The 18,599-nt window shown below is 66.1% G+C and carries 14 protein-coding genes; 3 read left to right on the top strand and 11 right to left on the bottom strand.

Annotation, left to right across the window (positions count from 1 at the left end):
• Nucleotides 1–131: 131 nt before the first annotated feature.
• Together ACX17K_RS16640 and ACX17K_RS16635 are read right to left on the bottom strand one after the other, a co-directional pair.
• Nucleotides 132–488: a hypothetical protein gene (locus ACX17K_RS16640; protein WP_493775657.1), complete on the bottom strand. Its 357-nt coding sequence runs from the start codon at nt 486–488 to the stop codon at nt 132–134.
• 93 nt (nt 489–581) lie between these two features.
• Complete coding sequence (locus tag ACX17K_RS16635; protein WP_493775656.1) at nt 582–1,058, bottom strand: WbuC family cupin fold metalloprotein; 477 nt, start codon at nt 1,056–1,058, stop codon at nt 582–584.
• Nucleotides 1,059–1,176: 118 nt separating this feature from the next.
• On the opposite strand from ACX17K_RS16635, the gene ACX17K_RS16630 reads away from it, so the two are divergent.
• On the top strand, nt 1,177–2,250 hold the full coding sequence (locus ACX17K_RS16630; RefSeq protein ID WP_493775655.1) for an aspartyl protease family protein: 1,074 nt from the start codon (nt 1,177–1,179) through the stop codon (nt 2,248–2,250).
• Nucleotides 2,251–2,620: 370 nt separating this feature from the next.
• On the opposite strand, the gene ACX17K_RS16625 is transcribed toward ACX17K_RS16630, so the two are convergent.
• The 9 genes from ACX17K_RS16625 to ACX17K_RS16585 form a co-directional block, all read right to left on the bottom strand.
• On the bottom strand, nt 2,621–3,880 hold the full coding sequence (locus ACX17K_RS16625) for a glutamate-5-semialdehyde dehydrogenase (RefSeq protein WP_493775654.1): 1,260 nt from the start codon (nt 3,878–3,880) through the stop codon (nt 2,621–2,623).
• A gap of 91 nt (nt 3,881–3,971) precedes the next feature.
• Entirely contained in the window at nt 3,972–5,579 is a 1,608-nt protein-coding gene (locus ACX17K_RS16620; RefSeq protein ID WP_493775653.1) for a mechanosensitive ion channel family protein, read from the bottom strand.
• 79 nt (nt 5,580–5,658) lie between these two features.
• Entirely contained in the window at nt 5,659–6,069 is a 411-nt protein-coding gene (locus ACX17K_RS16615; protein WP_493775652.1) for a lysozyme inhibitor LprI family protein, read from the bottom strand.
• A gap of 75 nt (nt 6,070–6,144) precedes the next feature.
• Nucleotides 6,145–7,797, bottom strand: a complete 1,653-nt coding sequence (locus tag ACX17K_RS16610) for an acid phosphatase (RefSeq protein WP_493775651.1) — start codon at nt 7,795–7,797, stop codon at nt 6,145–6,147.
• Nucleotides 7,798–7,873: 76 nt separating this feature from the next.
• Nucleotides 7,874–8,758, bottom strand: a complete 885-nt coding sequence (locus tag ACX17K_RS16605) for a phytanoyl-CoA dioxygenase family protein (protein ID WP_493775650.1) — start codon at nt 8,756–8,758, stop codon at nt 7,874–7,876.
• Nucleotides 8,759–8,834: 76 nt separating this feature from the next.
• Nucleotides 8,835–9,263: a DUF721 domain-containing protein gene (locus ACX17K_RS16600; protein ID WP_493775649.1), complete on the bottom strand. Its 429-nt coding sequence runs from the start codon at nt 9,261–9,263 to the stop codon at nt 8,835–8,837.
• Nucleotides 9,264–9,371: 108 nt separating this feature from the next.
• On the bottom strand, nt 9,372–10,685 hold the full coding sequence (locus ACX17K_RS16595; protein ID WP_231155301.1) for an ABC transporter ATP-binding protein: 1,314 nt from the start codon (nt 10,683–10,685) through the stop codon (nt 9,372–9,374).
• Nucleotides 10,686–10,698: 13 nt separating this feature from the next.
• A complete protein-coding gene (locus ACX17K_RS16590) occupies nt 10,699–12,438 on the bottom strand; it encodes an ABC transporter permease (RefSeq protein WP_493775648.1) in 1,740 nt (579 codons plus the stop codon).
• A gap of 303 nt (nt 12,439–12,741) precedes the next feature.
• Nucleotides 12,742–14,784 (bottom strand): alkaline phosphatase D family protein, encoded by a 2,043-nt coding sequence (locus ACX17K_RS16585; protein ID WP_493775647.1) that lies wholly within the window; start codon nt 14,782–14,784, stop codon nt 12,742–12,744.
• A gap of 265 nt (nt 14,785–15,049) precedes the next feature.
• Here ACX17K_RS16585 and secA point away from each other — a divergent pair, with 265 nt between their 5' ends.
• Together secA and ACX17K_RS16575 are read left to right on the top strand one after the other, a co-directional pair.
• The gene (gene secA, locus ACX17K_RS16580; protein ID WP_493775646.1) at nt 15,050–17,761 is read left to right on the top strand and encodes a preprotein translocase subunit SecA; all 2,712 of its coding nucleotides are present in this window, start codon (nt 15,050–15,052) and stop codon (nt 17,759–17,761) included.
• A gap of 267 nt (nt 17,762–18,028) precedes the next feature.
• Nucleotides 18,029–18,556, top strand: a complete 528-nt coding sequence (locus tag ACX17K_RS16575; RefSeq protein ID WP_493775645.1) for a DUF2087 domain-containing protein — start codon at nt 18,029–18,031, stop codon at nt 18,554–18,556.
• Nucleotides 18,557–18,599: the final 43 nt, after the last annotated feature.

Below are 18,599 nucleotides of genomic sequence, written 5' to 3'. Positions count from 1 at the left end.
CTGTTGTGGATGAAATCACTTACCCACATAGTCGGCAAGGAATAAGGGTTTTGTGGCAAGTTGCCCACAGGCTTATCCCGGGATATCCAGATCATCCACAGCCAGTCACGGAATGCTGGACTTATCCACAGTTATTTGTGGGCGCAGCCGTGGATCTGCTTCTTCCAGGCCGGGCTGAGCGGCATGCCGTTCAATCTGACCTCCAGCAGGCTGCCTTCGCCTTGCGGCAGGATGTCCACCCGGGTGCCGGAGGCGTCGCTGACCGGATTGCGCAGCGCCAGGCTGCGGCTGCCGTCGCGCTCATCGCGGCGCTCGACGAAATCATCGGGGATGTGCAGCTTTTGCAAGCCTTGCTGCAGGCAGTCGGCCACTTGCTGCGGCGGGCGCTGGCTATTCAGGCTGAGCGAGGGGGCGGCGCGCAGCGGCGTGGCGCAAGCCAGCAGGGACAGGGAGACGACGAGGGGGAGAACGGCGCGGAATAGGAACATCGGCTTCGGCATGGGTTGGTGAAACAATGCCTTTTGGTGCGCCTATCGCCGCCGCGGGTTCCGTCTCCCGCGGCGGCAAGATGTTAAGCGATGTTACGCGAAGCGGTCGCCGGGCTGGCAGCGGCGCAGGAAGGCGAGCATGTCGGCGACGCGGGCGTCGCCTTCGGTCGGGGCCCAGGCGGCCTGATCGGACTCGGGCAAGGGCTGGTATGGGCCGCGCTTCACTTCGAACACCACGCTGCCCGGCTCCAGCGACACCACCGAATGCCAGGCGCCGGCCGGCATCTCGAATACGCGCGCGCCGCCGTCGCCCAGCCGATGGCGGGCGACCACGGTTTCGCCGGCGGGGTCGAATTCGATCCAGTCCAGCGCGCCGGACAGCATGATCAGCAATTCCGGGCTGCCAGGGTGGCGGTGCGGGCGGACATAGGTGTCCGGCTCCATGGCGATGGCCAGGCGCTGGACGACGTCGTCCAGCTCGGCGTGGATATTGTGGTGGGCGCGCAGGCGCGGCGCACAGGCGGCCTTGGCGGACAGGTCGGCGAGGTCTTGCTTGGTCAGGGTTTTCATGTTTTTGGCAAGGCGAGCTTGTGAGGCAAAGGGGGATTATCGCGTGAAATGAGCGGGATGTCTGATATCGCGATAGGGCGGCGGCGCCAAGAAGACGCGCGCATGAAAATCACAGTTAATGATTTTGGCATTGAAAATTTCAATTGCAGGACAATTTGAATGTTTGCCGCTCCGGCTCCGCGAAGCGAGCGAATTTCAAGCAGGCCTGAGCAGAGGGAGCTGGCGTGCCAATAAAAATGAAGAGGAACATCAAATGAAAGCAAACAAAAATGTACTGCTGGCGTTGCTGGCGGGCGCCTTCGGCTTTGCCTCCCTGGCGCATTCCGCGCCAAGCGGAGCCGATTCGGCGCAGATTCCATTCAGCGTGCCCTTGGCGAAGCAAGCCAATGGCTTCATGGCGGTCCAGGCGCGTCTCAATGGCGTGGATGGCCGCTTCTTGCTCGACAGCGGGGCGTCGATGACCTGCGTGGACCGCAAGCAGGCGGCCCGGTTTGGCTTGGAAAATGAAGGGACAACGAGGGCTTCGCATGGGTCCGCCGGGACGACGGAGACAAAGCGGGTAGCCGACAAGCCGCTGGAATGGGGCGGTAGATTGGCGGCAGACAAGCTGGCTGTGTATCTGACGGACTTCGACGCGATCAATCAAGGCTTGGCCGAGGAGGGGATTGCCGCGGTGGATGGCGTCATCGGCATGGACGTGCTGGCTGGGCAGCATGCGGTGCTGGATTATGGACAGCAGCAGTTGCGCTTGCGAAATGATGCCAAGCCGGAGGCGGCCTTCGATCGCTTGCCCCTGACGTCGCTGGGAGGCGAGCAACTGATGGTGGAGGGGGCGGTCAATGGCGTGAAAGGGCGCTTCATCATCGACACGGCCGCGGACGGGACATTCGTCACCGATGACGCGCACGCCGCCAAGTTCCATCTGGCCCGGCAGGCTGGAACGGATCAGGTGCATGGCGTCGGCGGCAGCGTCGAAAGCCATTTTTACTTATTGGACAGCTTGCAGTTGGGCCCGCGTTTCACGCTGCGGCAGCAGAAGGTGATGACCATGGACTTGGCCGGCGTGAACGCCTCGCTGAAAGCCAAGGGCCTGGAGGAGGTGGATGGCTTGCTTGGCGCCAATGTGCTGAACCAGGGGGAGGCCGTTTTTAACATCGGGCAACAGGTTTTGCAGCTCAAGCCATTGATTTGATTTTGAGCCCTAGCCGGCCGGGCTGCCTTTCGGGCCGTTCCCTGCCGGCGGGGGGCTTTGCCAAACGTTCCTGGCCGTGAGCGACACTGCGGCATGCTGTTTTTCGCACTCTGTATTTGACAGAAATGGCCGCTGCCGCAATATCAAGACGAACAGACGCTTAACGCTGTCGACGGCAGAAACGGTAGCGCATTTGAGCGGGGACGCGCCGGGGCAGGCAGTGAAGCCATGGGATCTGGATGCGCAGCGCGCAGAGGTTTGGTCGACAGCGCGGCCTGTCCACGCCCTTGCGCGCGTTTTCGTCCTCCCCCCTCCCGACGGCTGGTCCGGCCGGCAGTCCAGGGGAGGCGTCACAAGGGCCGGGGGCGGCTTACTGTCTGACCTGCCCGTCGCCCAGCACGATCCACTTCTGGCTGGTGAGTCCATTGAGGCCGACCGGGCCGCGGGCGTGGATCTTGTCGGTGGAGATGCCGATTTCGGCGCCCAGGCCGTATTCGAAGCCGTCGGCGAAGCGGGTGGAGGCGTTGACCATCACGCTGGCCGAGTCCACCTCGCGCAGGAAGCGGCGCGAGCGGCCGTAGTCCTCGGTGACGATGGCGTCGGTGTGGTGGCTGCCCCAATGGTTGATGTGCTCGATCGCCTCGTCCATGTCCTTCACCACTTTCACTGCTAGCACCGGCGCCAGGTATTCGGTGGCCCAGTCCTCGTCGGTGGCGGCCTTGACCTGTTCGCCCAGGATCGCGCGGGTGCGTTCGCAGCCGCGCAGCTCCACGCCTTTTTCCCAATAGGCGCCGGCCAGCCGCGGCAGCATGAATTCGGCGAAGGCGTTGTGCACCAGCAGCGTTTCCATGGTGTTGCAGGTGCCGTAGCGGTGGGTCTTGGCGTTGATGGCGATGTTGAATGCCTTGTCCGGATTGGCGGTGTCGTCGATGTAGACATGGCAGTTGCCGTCCAGGTGCTTGATCACCGGCACCCGCGCTTCGGCGCTGATGCGGGCGATCAGGCCCTTGCCGCCGCGCGGCACGATCACGTCGACGTATTCCGGCATCGCGATCAGCTCGCCCACCGCGGCGCGGTCGGTGGTGGCCAGCACTTGCACCGCCTCGGCCGGCAGGCCGGCGGCGGCGAGGCCCTCGTGCACGCAGGCGGCGATGGCCTGGTTGCTGTGGAAGGCTTCGGAGCCGCCGCGCAGGATGGTGGCGTTGCCGGATTTCAGGCACAGGCCGGCGGCGTCGGCGGTGACGTTGGGGCGGGCCTCGTAGATGATGCCCACCACGCCCAGCGGCACCCGCATCTTGCCCAGCTGGATGCCGGACGGGCGGTAGCTCATCTCGTCGATTTCGCCCACAGGGTCCGGCAGCGCGGCGATCTGGCGCAGGCCGTCGGCCATCGCCAGCACGCCTTTGGCGGTGAGGGTCAGGCGGTCCAGCATGGCGTCATCGAGGCCGGCCTGGCGCGCTGCGTCCAGGTCCTGGCGGTTGGCGGCCAGCAGCGTCTCCTGTTCGCGGACGATGGCGTCGGCGATGGCGTGCAACGCGGCGTTCTTCTGGTTGGCGTCGGCGCGGGCCAGCAGGCGCGACGCTTTGCGCGCGGCCTGGCCCAGCTGCTGCATGTATTCCTTTACGTTCATGGCGAAGAGTCCCGGTGCTGTTGTTTTCTGATTGTTTGCAGCTTAAACCAAAGCGCTGACAGCGAACAGAGACAGTCGGAATGTAGATTGGCTATTGTCCGGCAGGCGGTTCGCGCCAGCGTTCGGCCGGGACCATGGCCGGGCTGGCCGGTTGTTCGACGAAGTGCGGCGACATGATCTGCACGCCGAATTCGTTGAAGGCGTCCAGGATTTGGCCGTGCAGCGCGTCGCGCACCGCGGGCGCCTGGCCGGCGCGTTCCAGCCTGGCTTGCAGCTCGTATTCGATGTAGAAGTCCTGCAGAGCCAGTTTGCGCACCTGGGGCGGCGAAGCCGGGTCGATGCCGGGCGTGCGGCGCGCGGCCAGTTCCAGCAGCGCCTCCACCTGCCGCCACGGCGTGTCGTAGCCTATGGTGACGCGGGTGGCGATCATCGCGCCGGCCTCGCCGTCGTGGCGGCTGTAGTTGTTGACCAGCCCGCTGACCGCCACCGCGTTGGGAATGGTGATCTCGAAGCCCTGGCCGGTGAGCAGTTTGGTGGACAGCGCCGACAGCTCGCTGACCGTGCCTTCCGCCTCGCCTATCTTCACGTAGTCGCCGGGGCGCAGCGCGCGGGAGTAGATCAGCACCAGGCCGCTCATCGCGTGGGTCATCAGGCCGGCCGAGCCCAGGGTGACCATCAGGCCAAAAAACACGCTGACGCCCTTGAAGGCGTCGCTGTTGGCGCCGGGCAGGTAGGGATAGGCGACGATCAGCGCGAACAGCCACAACACCGCCGACGCCAGCCGGCGGGTCGCGCCGACGGTTTCCGCGTGCAGGCCCGGCAGCTCCAGCTGGCCCCGCTCCACGGTGCCGAACAGCAGGCCGAGGCCGCGGCCGATCAACCGGGTCAGCAGGAAGATCACGGCGACGATGGCGAGGCCGGGCAGCGCCGACAGGAAATCGTCGGCGATGGTGGCCAGCAGCTGGTAGAAGGCGCTGGCCAGCTTGCGTCCCAGCGGGCGGGTGTAGGGGAACTGCGCCAGCGTGTAACCGAGCCACGCATAGCCGGCGAACAGCGCGCACAGCAGGGCGGTGATGTCCACCAGTTGCCGTTCCGCGGCCAGCAGGAAGCGGCGCAGGTGCAGGCGGCCGCCCAGCAGCGGCAGCCGGTCCGGAGGCGTTTGGGCCAGCCGCCGGCGCGAAGCCGCGCGGGCGCGGATGATCAGGTACAGCGCGGCGGCGAACAGCGCCGAGGCCAGCAGAGCCAGCAGCGAGGACTGGACGATGCGTTGCGGCGAGCGCTGCTCCAGCACCGCCTGCCGCAGTTCGTTCAGCCTGTCGCGGACCAGGGCGCCGGCCTGTTCCAGCGTCAGCTGGTCGCCGGGATCGAGGTCGCCCTCCAGGATGGTGAACAGCGGCTTGCCGCGCACGCTCAGCGCCAGGCCGCGCAGGCGGCCGTCGGCGTAGGGGGCGGCCACCACCGGCTGGCGCAGGTCTTCCGGCTGCAGCGCGTTCAGCCGCTCCAGCGTGCGCTGCAGCCGCTGCTCGGGCGTCAGGCTGCCCTGGGCGGCGAGAAACAGGAAGATGGGACGGTTGTCGAGCACCAGGGTGCGGGTTTGGTCGGCGGCGGATGGCGCGGAGCGGGGCTCGGCGGCATGAACGAGCAGCGGGAGGGACAGCAGCAGCGGCAGCAGCAGCAGGCAGCGCAGGAGGGTGGACATGGCGGCTCCGGACGGCGGCGATGATATCGGCATCATCGCACAGCGCGGGCCGCGCGGCATCAGTCCACTCGCCCGGGCGTCAACGCGGGCTTGGCTGCAGTTTGGTCAGCTCGGCGGCGCGGGCGGCGGTGGACGCCAGCTCGCAGTCGGCGGCCACCAGCGATTCGGCGGTGCCGCCGTCAGGATCGACGTAGGCGCTGCAGTTGGCGGCTCGGTATTTCAGCCATAGCCGCTGGGCGACCTGCAGCCTTTGCTGGCGTTTGGCCGGCAATGCGGCAATCAGCTTGCGGTATGTGTCGTTCAGCTGCTTGTCCTGGCGCGCGTGTTCTGCCGAGAGGCAATCCAGCATGCCGGCGGTGACGCCGCCGGCCTGATCCATGCATTGGTCGTAATGGTGGCTGTACATCGCCTCCTCGGCGCAGGCGAAGGCGCGGAATGACAGAAGGCCGAGCAGCAGCAGGGCGGACAAGCGTAGGGCGAATCGAGTCATGCTTTTATGGTTTTCCAAGGTGCGCACGCGGAATGGCAAGGGAAGCCGGCCCGCGGAAGCGGACCGGCCATGGGCTTAGAACTGCAATGCGCCGGTCAGGTCGCCCGGCGGCTGCGCGCCGCGCTCGCGGAAGGCCTGGTTGCGAACCTTGACGCCCTCGAGCTCAGGCAGGCCGTGCAGGCGGCTGATGAAGCGGATGATGGAGGTGGTGTCGTAGAAGGTGTGGTCGACATGGCCTTTTTTGGCGAACGGCGACACCACGATGGCCGGAATGCGGCTGCCCGGACCCCAGCGGTCGCCCTTGGGCGGCGCCACGTGGTCCCACCAGCCGCCGTTCTCGTCGTGGGTGATGACCACCACCATGTTCTTCCACTGCGGGCTGCTCATCAGATGCTGCAGCACGTTGGCGACGTGGCGGTCGCCGCTCTCCACGTCGGAATAGCCGGCGTGCATGTTCAGATTGCCCTGCGGCTTGTAGAAGGCCACCGCCGGCAGCTTGCCGGCCACCGCGTCGGCGATGAAGCGGTTGCTGATCGGGCTGTCGCCCAGGCCGCCGTCGCGCAGGTGCGCTTCGCGGGCCTTGGTGCCGGGCGCGAAGTTCTTGAAGTAGTTGAACGGCTGGTGGTGGTATTGGAAGTTGGGCGCGTCCGGGCCGCCCTTGCCGTCCAGCGCCGCCTGCCAGCTGCCGCCGTACCAGGCCCAGTTGACGCCCTTGCGCGACAGCAGATCGCCGATGGTGTCGTAGGTTTGCGGCGGCAGAGTGCTGGCGTCGGCCGGGTCCGCGTAGCGCTTGTCGCCGCCCTCGGCCGGCTTGACGTAGCTGGGCTGGAACGGCGGGGCCATGGTGTTGACCGCGTAGCCGTCCGGCGTGATCGCGCCGTTGTTGACGAATTGCGGCGGGCCGTCCATCGCCGAACTGGGCGCTTTCACCTTCAGCTTGTAGCCCTTGGGGCCATCGTCCAGCACGGCGATCTTCTTCGCCGCCGCGGTGTCCTTGGCGTTGAAGTATTCCGGCGTGCGGGCGGAGATCAGGAACTGGTGGTTCAGGTAGGAGCCGCCGAAGGCCGCCATGAAGAAGTTGTCGCACAGCGTGTAGTGCTGGGCGATCTTCCATTGGTTGAGGTTCTTCGTGGTTTCGCTGTAATAGCCCATCACCAGCGCGCCGGAGTCGGCCCAGGCGGCGAACTGATCGTTCCGGCCGCCGTTGATCTGCATCTGGTTCTGGTAGAACAAATGCCACAGGTCGCGGGTGACCACGGCTTCCGGCAGCGGCTCGCCGTCGGCGTCCTTCAGCGGGAACGGGCCGTTGGGCAGGTTCTGGATCTTGTCTTCCTCGATCAGGTAGTACTTGCCGGCCACGGTCTGGCCGCGCTGCACCATGCCGCCCCAGATCTTGGGCAGGTTCTTCAGCCTGGAGCCGTCGCGGTCCAGCTGGATACAGGCTTCGGCCGGGGCCTTGGACAGCGGATGCTTCACGCCGGGGAAGTTGCCGTACAGATTGTTGAAACTGCGGTTTTCCAGGTAGATCACCACCACGTTCTTCACGTGGTGGCGCAGCCTGTCGTCCAGCGGGCCGTGGGTGGCCGGAGCGGCGTCGGCCGCCTGGCTGGCTATGGCGGGCAGCACGCCGGCGGCGCCGATGGCGGCCAGGCCTTCGAACAGGCGGCGGCGCGACGGGTCCTGCGGCGCGGTTTCGGGAGTGGTTTCGGGCGTATCGTGTTCGGACATGGCGATTATCCTGTGGTGCTGGACGTACAGCGGGAAACCGCCACTTTACTCCGCTTTGATGTCGATCTGAAGGCGATCAATCGTTTTGCATGGCGGCGCGCGCCTCGGCCAGCAGCGTTTTGGCTTCTTCCGGCAGAAATTCGGTGAAGCGAGGCGGCTCGGCCGGCGGCTCGCGCAGCAGCGCGACCGGGTCCTGGCCGTCGACACTGCCCAGGTTGGGCGCGTGCACGAAATAGCCGAGCAGCCGCTGCAGCCGCTCCGGCAGTTCGCGCGCCAGCTCGCGCGGCACCGCCAGGTAGTGGTTTTCCGCCTGGCGCAGCCAGCCCAGGCAGTAGCTGAGCACCACGCCGGTGCGGGGCTGGCCGGTGCGGTTGGCGCCGCCGGCGTGGATGACGGAGCCGAGGTAGATCAGCACCGAGCCGGCAGGCATCGCGGCTGGGACCACTTCGCTCTCGTCCGGCAGCCGCTCCTCGGTCCAGCGGTGGCTGCCCGGCGCGACATTGGTGGCGCCGTTGTCCTCGGTGAAGTCGTCCAGCGCGTACATGCAGTTGATCATGGTTTCCGATCCGGGGACCTTGACCGGAAACATCAGCGCGTCGCTGTGCAGGAACTGGCGCGGCTCGCCCGGGCCGATGCGTATCGCCTGGGTCAGGTTGAGCTGGTATTCGCGGCAGCCCCTGAGCAGCATGATGTCCATCAGTTGCAGGATCAGCGGGTGGATGGCCAGCTCGCGGCAGACGGGCACGCGGGCGATCAGGCCGGACAGCCGGCGGGTGGCGTAGCCGTAGAAGTCGCCCTGGCAGTCGGGCGCGGCGTCCAGCAGCGGGAAGAGCTCGGCGCGGAAGCGGGCCAGCCGCTCGGGGCAGAGCAGTCCTTCGATGATGACGCCGCCGTCGCGCTCCAGCGCGGCCGCGATGCCGGATGCGGGGTGATCGGGAGAAAAGCGTTGCAGAGCGGTCATGGCGGCTCCTGCGGAGATCAATCGAAAGGAGACTATTGGCGTCGAGGCGCGGCGGGAAAACTGGCTGTCGGTACAGTCAGCCGCGGCGCTGGCGCGAGATCAGCCGCTGCAGCGCGCGCTTGACGTCGGGGTGGCTGATGCAGTCGGACGCCTGTTCCATGCCGTCCAGCGCGGTTTCGCTGATCGCCAGCGTCTTCGGTTTTTTGACGCGGACCAGCTGCAGCGCCACCTTGACCCGCACCTTGGACGCCGGATAGCCCTGCTGGGCCAGCTGCGGCAGCAGCCCGGGCGCGGTCATCCGCAGCCGGGCGGCGACGATGCCGTTGTCGGCGTGGATCACCAGCTCGTCGTCGCGGATGCGCACCGCGCGGCAAGCCTCGCCCATCGCCGGCGGAATCAGCTTCTTGAAGGCGCGATCCAGCGCCATCAGCTCGTGCGCGGCGGCGGAGAGGCGGGCCAGGGTCTGATCCTGGCGGGTGATGTCGTTGAGCGGGCGTCCGGACATGGGCGTGGGGGGAAACGGTCGATGCCGTATTGTAGCATCGAGCGGGCTTGCGGCCGGCGAAACAAAACGGGCGCCGTCCGGGCGCCCGTTGTCGTGGCTCGCCGAAGCTTACTGGGCGCCCTCGACGTCTTCCAGGCTGAAGGTCTCGGTGTGGTCGTTGTAGGAGAAGATCTCGGCGTAGCGGCCCCAGCTGATCACGGTGTCCAGCGTCTCCTCGGCTGACTGGTCGGACAGCGAGTCTTCCAGCTCCTGGGCGAAGCGCAGCCGCGGCGCGCGCTGGCCGGGGCGCTCCTGCAGCACCTTGCGGATGTGGGCGGCCATCGGCACGTGGCGCAGCAGGTGCTCGGCGAACATCACCTTGCGCTCCTGGGTGCCGTAGTCGGCGAACAGCTTGCCGGCGGCGGTCAGCAGCATGTCGCCGTCCTTCAGCTCGACGAAGCCGAGGTGCTCCAGCACCTCGGCCACCGGGAACAGGTCATCCACCTCGAGCAGCAGCTTCTCGGCGATTTCCGGCATGTCGGCCTTGCCGAAGTAGGGCTCTTGCGCCACCTCCTCGATCAGGCCGGCCATCAGGTTGGTGGACACCTCGGTCAGGTGGCTGCCGATCTCTAGCGGCAGCTTGTGCAGGGTGTGGGCGCTGCGGCGCGCGGTCATCAGCGCGTAGATGTCGTCCACCATCTTGCGGAAGGCCGGGTCCAGTCGGTTGCGGCGGTGCGGGAACGGCACCTTGATCTCGGCCACCACGCGGCCGGGGTTGGACGACAGCACCAGGATGCGGTCGCACATGAACACCGCCTCTTCGATGTTGTGGGTGACGATCAGCACCGACTTGATCGGCAGCTGGCCTTCGCTCCACAGGTCCAGCATGTCGGTGCGCAGCGTCTCGGCGGTCAGCACGTCCAGCGCCGAGAACGGCTCGTCCATCAGCAGCAGCGTCGGGTTGACCACCAGGCCGCGGGCGAAGCCGACGCGTTGGCGCATGCCGCCGGACAGCTCGCGCGGGTAGGCGTTTTCGAAGCCGTCCAGGCCGATCAGGTCGATCGCGGCCAGCGCGCGGCGGCGGCGCTCCTTGGCGTCCACGCCCAGCGCCTCCAGGCCGGCCTCCACGTTCTGCAGCACGGTCAGCCACGGGAACAGCGCGAAGGTCTGGAACACCATGGCCACGCCTTCGGCCGGACCCTTCAGCGGCTTGCCCTGGTAGTTGACCTCGCCGCCGCTTTGCGGGATCAGGCCGGCGATGATGCGCAGCAGCGTGGACTTGCCGGAGCCGGAGCGGCCCAGGAGGCCGACGATCTCGCCTTCGCGCAGCGTCAGGTTCACATCGTCCAGCACCTGGATCTCGTCGCTGCCCTTGGAGAAGCCGCGGCAGACGTTCTTCAGTTTGAAGATTTCCTGTCCCAGGGCGTTGTTTTCGGTAGTCATGCTTGATGCCCCCTTAGTTGAGACGGAGTTTGTTTTCGGCGATGGCGTACATCGGGCGCCACAGCAGGCGGTTGAACAGGACGACGAACAGCGACATCACCACGATGCCGAGCAGGATCTTGGGATAGTCGCCGGCGGCGGTGGTCTGGGCGATGTAAGCGCCCAGACCGTGGGCGGCCAGCTTGTCGTCGCCCCAGGACACGAACTCGGACACGATGCTGGCGTTCCAGGCGCCGCCGGACGCGGTGATCGCGCCGGTGACGTAGTAGGGGAAGATGCCCGGCAGCATCACCTTGCGCCACCATTGCCAGCCGCGGATGCGGAAATTGTCGGCGGCTTCCCTGAAGTCGTTGGGGAAGGCGGTGGCGCCGGCGATGACGTTGAACAGGATGTACCACTGGGTGCCCAGCACGATCAGCGGCGACAACCAGATGTCCGGGTTCAGCTTGTAGTGGACGATGAAGATCACGAATACCGGGAACAGCAGGTTGGCCGGGAAGGCGGCCAGGAACTGCGCCAGCGGCTGGACTTTTTCGGCCAGCCGGGGGCGCAGGCCGATCAGCACGCCCAGCGGCACCCAGATCACCGACGCGACGGCGATCAGCAGGCTGACGCGCACCAGCGTGATCAGGCCCAGGCCGAACACCCGCAGCACCTCCCAGGCGCCCACTTCGGTGGCGATGAAGTGCACCAGCTTGCTGGCGACGGCGACGGCGAGCAGCGCCACCAGCGCCCACCACAGCACGTCGATGCCGCGCGACACCGGCGTGTGGTCTTCCGAGTGGATGCCCTTGGGCAGGCTGACGTTCAGCCGCAGGCGGGCGATCTTCTTCAGCAGCTTGCCGAAGGGCTTGAGCAGCTGCTGGATGAAGCGGGTGCGCTGGATCAGGTTCAGCACCCAGGATTCCGGCGCGTTCTGGCTGGCGGTGTCCTCCAGGCGGAACTTGTCGGCCCAGGCCACCAGCGGGCGGAACAGGAACTGGTCGTAGATCAGGATCACCACCGACATGGTCAGGATCACCCAGCCGACGGCGGCCAGGTCCTTGTTCTGGATCGCCAGCGCCAGGTAGGAGCCGACGCCGGGCAGCATCACGGTCTTGTCGCCGACGGTGATCGCCTCCGACGCCACCACGAAGAACCAGCCGCCGGACATGCTCATCATCATGTTCCAGATCATGCCGGGCATCGCGTACGGCACCTCCAGCTTCCAGAACTTTTGCCAGGCGGTCAGCCTGAGGTTGACCGACACTTCCTGCAGGTCGCGCGGCACGGTGCGCAGCGACTGGTAGAAGCTGAAGGTCATGTTCCACGCCTGGCTGGTGAAGATGGCGAAGATGGCGGCGAACTCGGCGCCCAGCACCCGGCCGGGGAACAAGGCCAGGAAGAAGGTGACGGTGAACGAGATGTAGCCCAGCACCGGCACCGATTGCAGGATGTCCAGTATCGGCACCAGCAGGAGGCCGGCGCGGCGGCTCTTGGCGGCCAGCGTGCCGTAGACCAGCGTGAAGGCCAGCGAGGCGGCCATCGCCGCCAGCATGCGCAGCGTGGTGCGCAGCGCGTATTCGGGCAGATTGCCGGGCTCCAGCGAGATCGGCGCGGTCTGCAGCGCGGTGATCGGCGCCCAGGTTTCGCGGATGCCGGTGGTGGCCATCAGCAAGAAGCCCAGGATCAACGGAAACGCGATCAGGTCCCAGCGGTTGGGGATCAGCCGCCGGGCGGTGGCGGGCATGAAGTGGCGGACGGCGGTGGTCATCAGGCCTCTCCGTTTTCTATGTTTATCGCGGCGGGCGGCAACCGGCCCGCTTCTATTATGACAACTCTGGAGCGGGTGTCGGCCGGCGTCCTAGACGTTCGGCATGGCCAAAGCCGTGCTGGAGAGCATTGCAAGCGATGCCGGAAGCGGCGTCGCGCCCCCGGTTTCAGCGCATGGATGCTACCAGAGAAGCCATAAAACGAATGTTAAAAACCGGGGCGCTGTGTAGGGATTTTGTGACGAAATGTACTGGTTGGAAGCGTTGGCCGCGCAACCGCGGCCAACCTGGAGGAAAGAAACCGCTTACAGCACGTTGACGGCCGGCGTTCCGGCCAGCACCTCGACAGTCTTGACGCTGGCGGTGGCCGGCGACGGCGCGGCGCCGTTCGCCAGCTTGGCCATCTTGTGGAAGGCGCAGCTGAGCTTGCCCGGCGTCAGCGTCACCACCGCGTAGCCCTGGGCGTCGGTGTCGGCGTATTTCAGCCACGGGTTGAAGGTTTGCAGCGTGCCGGTGAAGGTGTTGACCGTCTGGCCGTTCACCGTCTGGTAGATCAGCGGCGCGGCCTTGGCGAAGGCCGGCACGGTGTCCACCACGTTCTTGAAGTAGCTGAAGAAAGAGTTGCTGGAGATGCCGGCGGTGACCAGGTCCACCATCACCGGCGTCGGGCTGGCGGCGTCGAAGTCATCCATCACCGGGCCGGCGAAGAAGGCGTGGATGTCGCCGGTGATGCCCACCACGTTGCCGATGCTGTTGCCCTTCAGAAAGGCCATCAGCGCCTTGCGTTCGGCGTTGTAGCCGTCCCACTGATCGGCGTTGAGGATGTACTTGTTGAGCAGCATGCTCGGCGGCAGATTGCCGTCCAGCACGGGTTTGACCGAAGCGGCGAACACGCCGGCGCCGATGGCGCCGCCGCTGAAGGCGGCCAGCAACGGCTGGGTGTTGGCGTAGCTCAGCACCGGCGTCGCGCCGCTGGTGTCGGCGGCCAGCAGGTCCTGGTACAGCGCGCCGGTCAGTTGCTGTTGCTGGGCAGCGCTGAGGGTGAGGCCGAAATTCTGCGCCAGCGCTGCCGACAGGCCTTGCTCCAGCAGGCTGGCCACCGCCATGGTGCCGTCCACGCCCATTCGCAGCAGCGACACCTCGTTGCCCCACAGCTTCCAGGTGGTGGCCGCGCTCTGCATCTGCTGCTGCCACCAGCCGCGCTGAGTGTCGCCGAGGATGGACACCGGCTGCAGGTCGCCGCCGGCCGCCGCGATCTTGGCGGCTTCGGCCTGGGCCAGCGCGGCCTTGGGCACGAAATAGCGGCTGCCCAGATTGGCCAGGCCGGTGTTGGGCACCGCGGTTTCCGGGATGATGTGGTCGGCGCGGTACAGGCGCTGGTCGGTCATCACCAGCGTGGCCAGGTTGCCGAAGGCGAAACTGCGGTAGATCTGGATGTTCTGGAACGAGGGGTTGGCCAGATCGATGCTGACATCCGCCGGCGTGTATTCGAACCAGGCCTGGTTGGCGCTGCGGCGGCGCGGCGTGTTGGGCACGCTGTCGTCGCCGGGATAGTACACCTGGCGATCCTGCCAACAGTCGTCGGAGAATTCGTGGTCGTCCCAGATCGAGATCACCGGGAAGTTGGCATGCACCGCCTGGATGCGCGGATCGGCGCGGTAGCTCTTGTACAGGTAGCGGTAGTCGGCCAGCGTGGTGGCGTAGATCGCGCCGTCGGCGCGCTTGGTGCCGTTGGGCAGCGTCAGCGGCGGATGGCGGGTTTCGTTGTTGCCGGTCTGGAAGCCGGCGCCGACGGTTTCGTAGATGTAGTCGCCGACATGCATCACGAAATCCAGATCCAGCTGGGCGATTTCGTCGAAGGCGCCCCAGTGGTTGACGCTCCAGTCCTGGCAGGTGATGTAGGCGAATTTCAGCTGCGACAATGGCGTGCCGGCCGCCGGCGCGGTCTTGGTGCGGCCGGCCGCGCTGACGGTGTTGCCGGTCAGGAAGCGGTAGTAGTAGGTGGTGGCGCTGGCCAGGCCGGTGACCTTGTGGCGGATGGTGTAGTCCCAGCCCGGGTCGGCGCTCAGCGCCTGGCTGACCAGCAGGTTGGAGAAGTCCGCCTTGTCGGATAGCTGCACGGTGACCGACAGCGAGGCGGCATTATCGCCGCCATCGACGCGGGTCCACAGGATGATGCTGTCCGGGCGCGGATCGCCCGACGCCACGCCCAGGCCGAAGCCCTGGCCGGCTGCGAGCTGGCGCTGGCTGCCCGAATCGGAGCTGTCCGAGCCGCCGCCGCCGCAGCCCGCCGCGGCCACCGATACCGTCAGGAAACTGCCCCACTTGAGGAATTGCCGCCTATCCATCGTTTCTCCCGAGACTGTCGCTGGTTGTAGGAATGAACAAAGTTGCGGATTATCGCGGGACAATATTTAAGTTGCATGAATCGGGCGGTCAATTGAATCGAGCGTTTGCTCTAAGTCGGCGTCGCGTAAAACCAACAGCGATTTCTCGACTCACATCTTGATGTGGAGCATGGATGCCCCCATAACCTTGTCTGCGAATGTGCTACACTTTTCAGCATTTTTTGCGGACACTCTTTCCGGCCCGCTGGTTTCTGGATTCGACTACATGATTTCTTCGCTACTCAAGAAGGTTTTCGGCAGCCGCAACGATCGTCTGCTCAAGCAATATCGCCAAGAGGTGGCGCGCATCAACGCGCTGGAGCCGGCGATGCAGGAGCTGTCCGACGAGGCGCTGGCCGCCAAGACCCAAGAATTCCGCGATCGCCTGTCCAAGGGCGGCACGCTGGACGACCTGCTGCCCGAGGCTTTCGCCGTTTGCCGCGAGGCCTCGCGCCGCGTGATGGGCATGCGCCACTTCGACGTGCAGCTGATCGGCGGCATGGCGCTGCATCAGGGCAAGATCCCCGAAATGAAGACGGGCGAGGGCAAGACCCTGGTCGCCACGCTGGCCGTCTACCTGAACGCGCTGTCCGGCGACGGCGTCCACGTGGTGACCGTCAACGACTATCTGGTCAGCCGCGACGCCGGCATCATGGCGCCGCTGTACAACTTCCTCGGCCTGTCGGTCGGCATGAATTTGTCGCAGATGGCCCATGACGACAAGCAGGCCGCCTACGGCTGCGACATCACCTACGGCACCAACAACGAGTTCGGCTTCGACTACCTGCGCGACAACATGGTGTTCAGCGTCGAAGAGAAGGTGCAGCGCAAGCTGGCCTTCGCCGTGGTCGACGAAGTGGACTCCATCCTGATCGACGAGGCGCGCACGCCGCTGATCATCTCCGGCCCGGCCGACGACAACATCGACATGTACCAGCGCATGAACGCGGTGCCGCCGTTGCTCGTCCGCCAGGAAGCCGAAGAAGGCGAAGGCGACTACTGGGTGGACGAGAAGGCCCACTCGGTGCTGATGTCCGAAGCCGGCCATGAGCACAGCGAGGAAATCCTCACCCGTCTCGGCCTGCTGAAGGAAGGCGACAGCCTGTACTCGGCCACCAACATCACGTTGATGCACCACCTGATGGCCGCGCTGCGCGCCTATTCGCTGTTCCATATCGACCAGCACTACGTGGTGCAGGACGGCGAGGTGGTGATCGTCGACGAATTCACCGGCCGCCTGATGGCGGGCCGCCGCTGGTCCGACGGCCTGCACCAGGCGGTGGAGGCCAAGGAAGGCGTGGAGATCAACCGCGAGAACCAGACGCTGGCGTCGATCACCTTCCAGAACTACTTCCGCCTGTACGGCAAGCTGTCCGGCATGACCGGCACCGCCGACACCGAAGCCTACGAATTCCAGAGCATCTACAACCTGGAAACCGTGGTGATCCCGACCAACAAGCCGATGATCCGCAAGGATTCTCAGGACAAGGTCTACCGCTCCGCCAAGGAGAAGTACGAGGCCATCCTGGCCGACATCAAGGATTGCCACGAGCGCGGCCAGCCGGTGCTGGTGGGCACCACCAGCATCGAGAACTCCGAGCTGGTGGCCAATCTGTTGTCCCAGGCCAAGCTGCCGCACAATGTGCTGAACGCCAAGGAGCACGCCCGCGAAGCGGACATCGTGGTGCAGGCCGGCCGTCCGGGCGTGATCACCGTCGCCACCAATATGGCCGGCCGCGGCACCGACATCGTGCTGGGCGGCAACCCCGCGCCGGAAATCAAGGCGGTGGAGGCCGATGACAGCCTGTCCGACGCCGACAAGCAAGCCAAAATCGAAGCCATCCGCGCCGAGTGGAAGCAACGCCACGCCGCGGTGCTGGAAGCCGGCGGCCTGCACATCGTCGGCACCGAGCGCCACGAATCCCGCCGCATCGACAACCAGCTGCGCGGCCGTTCCGGCCGCCAGGGCGACCCGGGCTCGTCCCGCTTCTACCTGTGCCTGGAAGATCCGCTGCTGCGCATCTTCGCCTCCGACCGCGTCGCCGCGATCATGGACCGCCTGAAGATGCCGGAAGGCGAAGCCATCGAGCACCCGTGGGTGAGCCGTTCGATCGAGAACGCGCAGCGCAAGGTGGAAGGCCGCAACTTCGACATCCGCAAGCAATTGCTGGAGTACGACGACGTCGCCAACGACCAGCGCAAGGTGATCTACCAGCAGCGCAACGAGATCCTGGTGGAAGAGGACGTGTCCGACGTGGTGGTGAACATGCGCGAAGGCGTGATCTCCGACCTGGTCGACCTGCACCTGCCGCCGGAATCGCTGGAAGAGCAGTGGGACCTCGCCGGGCTGGAGAAGACGCTGGCGTCGGACTTCTTGCTGGAAGCGCCGGTGGCCGAGTGGCTGAAGGCCGAGCCGAACCTGGATATCGAGCAGATCCGCCTGCGCATCGTCGAAATGGCCGCCGCCGCCTACCAGGCCAAGGTGGACCAGGCCGGCGACGGCGTGATGCGCCAGTTCGAGCGCAGCCTGGTGCTGCAGATGCTGGACAACCACTGGCGCGAGCACCTGGCGGCGATGGACCATCTGCGCCAGGGCATCCACCTGCGCGGCTACGCGCAGAAGAACCCGAAGCAGGAGTACAAGCGCGAGGCCTTCGAGCTGTTTGCCGACATGCTGGAGCGCATCAAGCGCAGCGTGGTGCAAGTGCTGATGACGGTGCAGATCCGCGGCCAGGAAGACGTGGACGCGGTGGAGCCGCATTCGCTGCCGGACTTCGAGATGCAGCACGCCGAACCGGGTTCGGCGCTGGGCGACGACGAGGACAATCCGCTGTCGCCGGAAGCGCTGGCTTCGCAAGGCCTGCGCATCAACCGCAACGACGCCTGCCCTTGCGGCAGCGGCAAGAAGTACAAGCAGTGCCACGGCCGCCTGGCCTGATCGCCTGATCTAGCAGCCAAATGAAAAGCCGACGCGACCGCGTCGGCTTTTTTGCGCCGGCCCGCCTCCGCGCTTTGCAAGGCCATGCCATGGTGTTAGCATGACGGCGGGTCAACAGTTCACCCAGGCGTCGCCGGCGATTTCGCCACGCTAAACCTGTCTTGGCTTGCAGCACTCATCATCTCGCTTGGCTCGAACCCCGTGCCAGGCCGCAACGGCGACCGCGGCAGTCCTTCCCGACCTTGGCACGCAGACAGGATTCGAACCATGTCTCGCACCGTTTATCCGTTCTACAGCAGCGATATCTCGTCCCTTGCCCGCTCCCTGAAGCGGCAGTGGATGGCGGAGGCCGAAGCGCCCGGCCATCTGCAGATCCTCAACATGCTGGCCCGCTCCGCCGGCTTCCAGAATTTCCAGCACCTGCGCGCCGAGCACGACCGCCCGCTTCCGGTGGAGCCGGAAACCGTGTCGAATGAAGTCCGCCGCCTGTTGCGCCATTTCGACGGGGCAGGCCGGCTGCTGCGCTGGCCGAAGAAATTCAGCGAACAGCGCGCCTGCCTGTGGGCGTTGTGGGCCGGCCTGCCGCGCGGCGAGGAGTGGGATGAGCCGGCGGTCAACGCCGCCATCCGCGCGCTGGAGGCTTTCGGCGACCACGTGCTGATTCGGCGCGAGCTGGTGGAGGGCGACTGGATAGGCCGCACCGGCGACTGCCGCCGCTACTGGCTGATCGAGCGGGAAGCGCCGGATGAGATGGCGGAGCTGGTGGAGAAGGTTCGCTTGCGGCGCGCGGGATAAGCCGTGCGAGGGGAGCGGGTTGGCGAAGGGCCGGCCCCTCCCT

The organism is Chromobacterium sp. INPA-IVC, assembly GCF_059047085.1.
The sequence above is the reverse complement of the archived record's forward strand: the minus strand, read 5'-3'. Positions and strand labels throughout refer to the sequence as shown.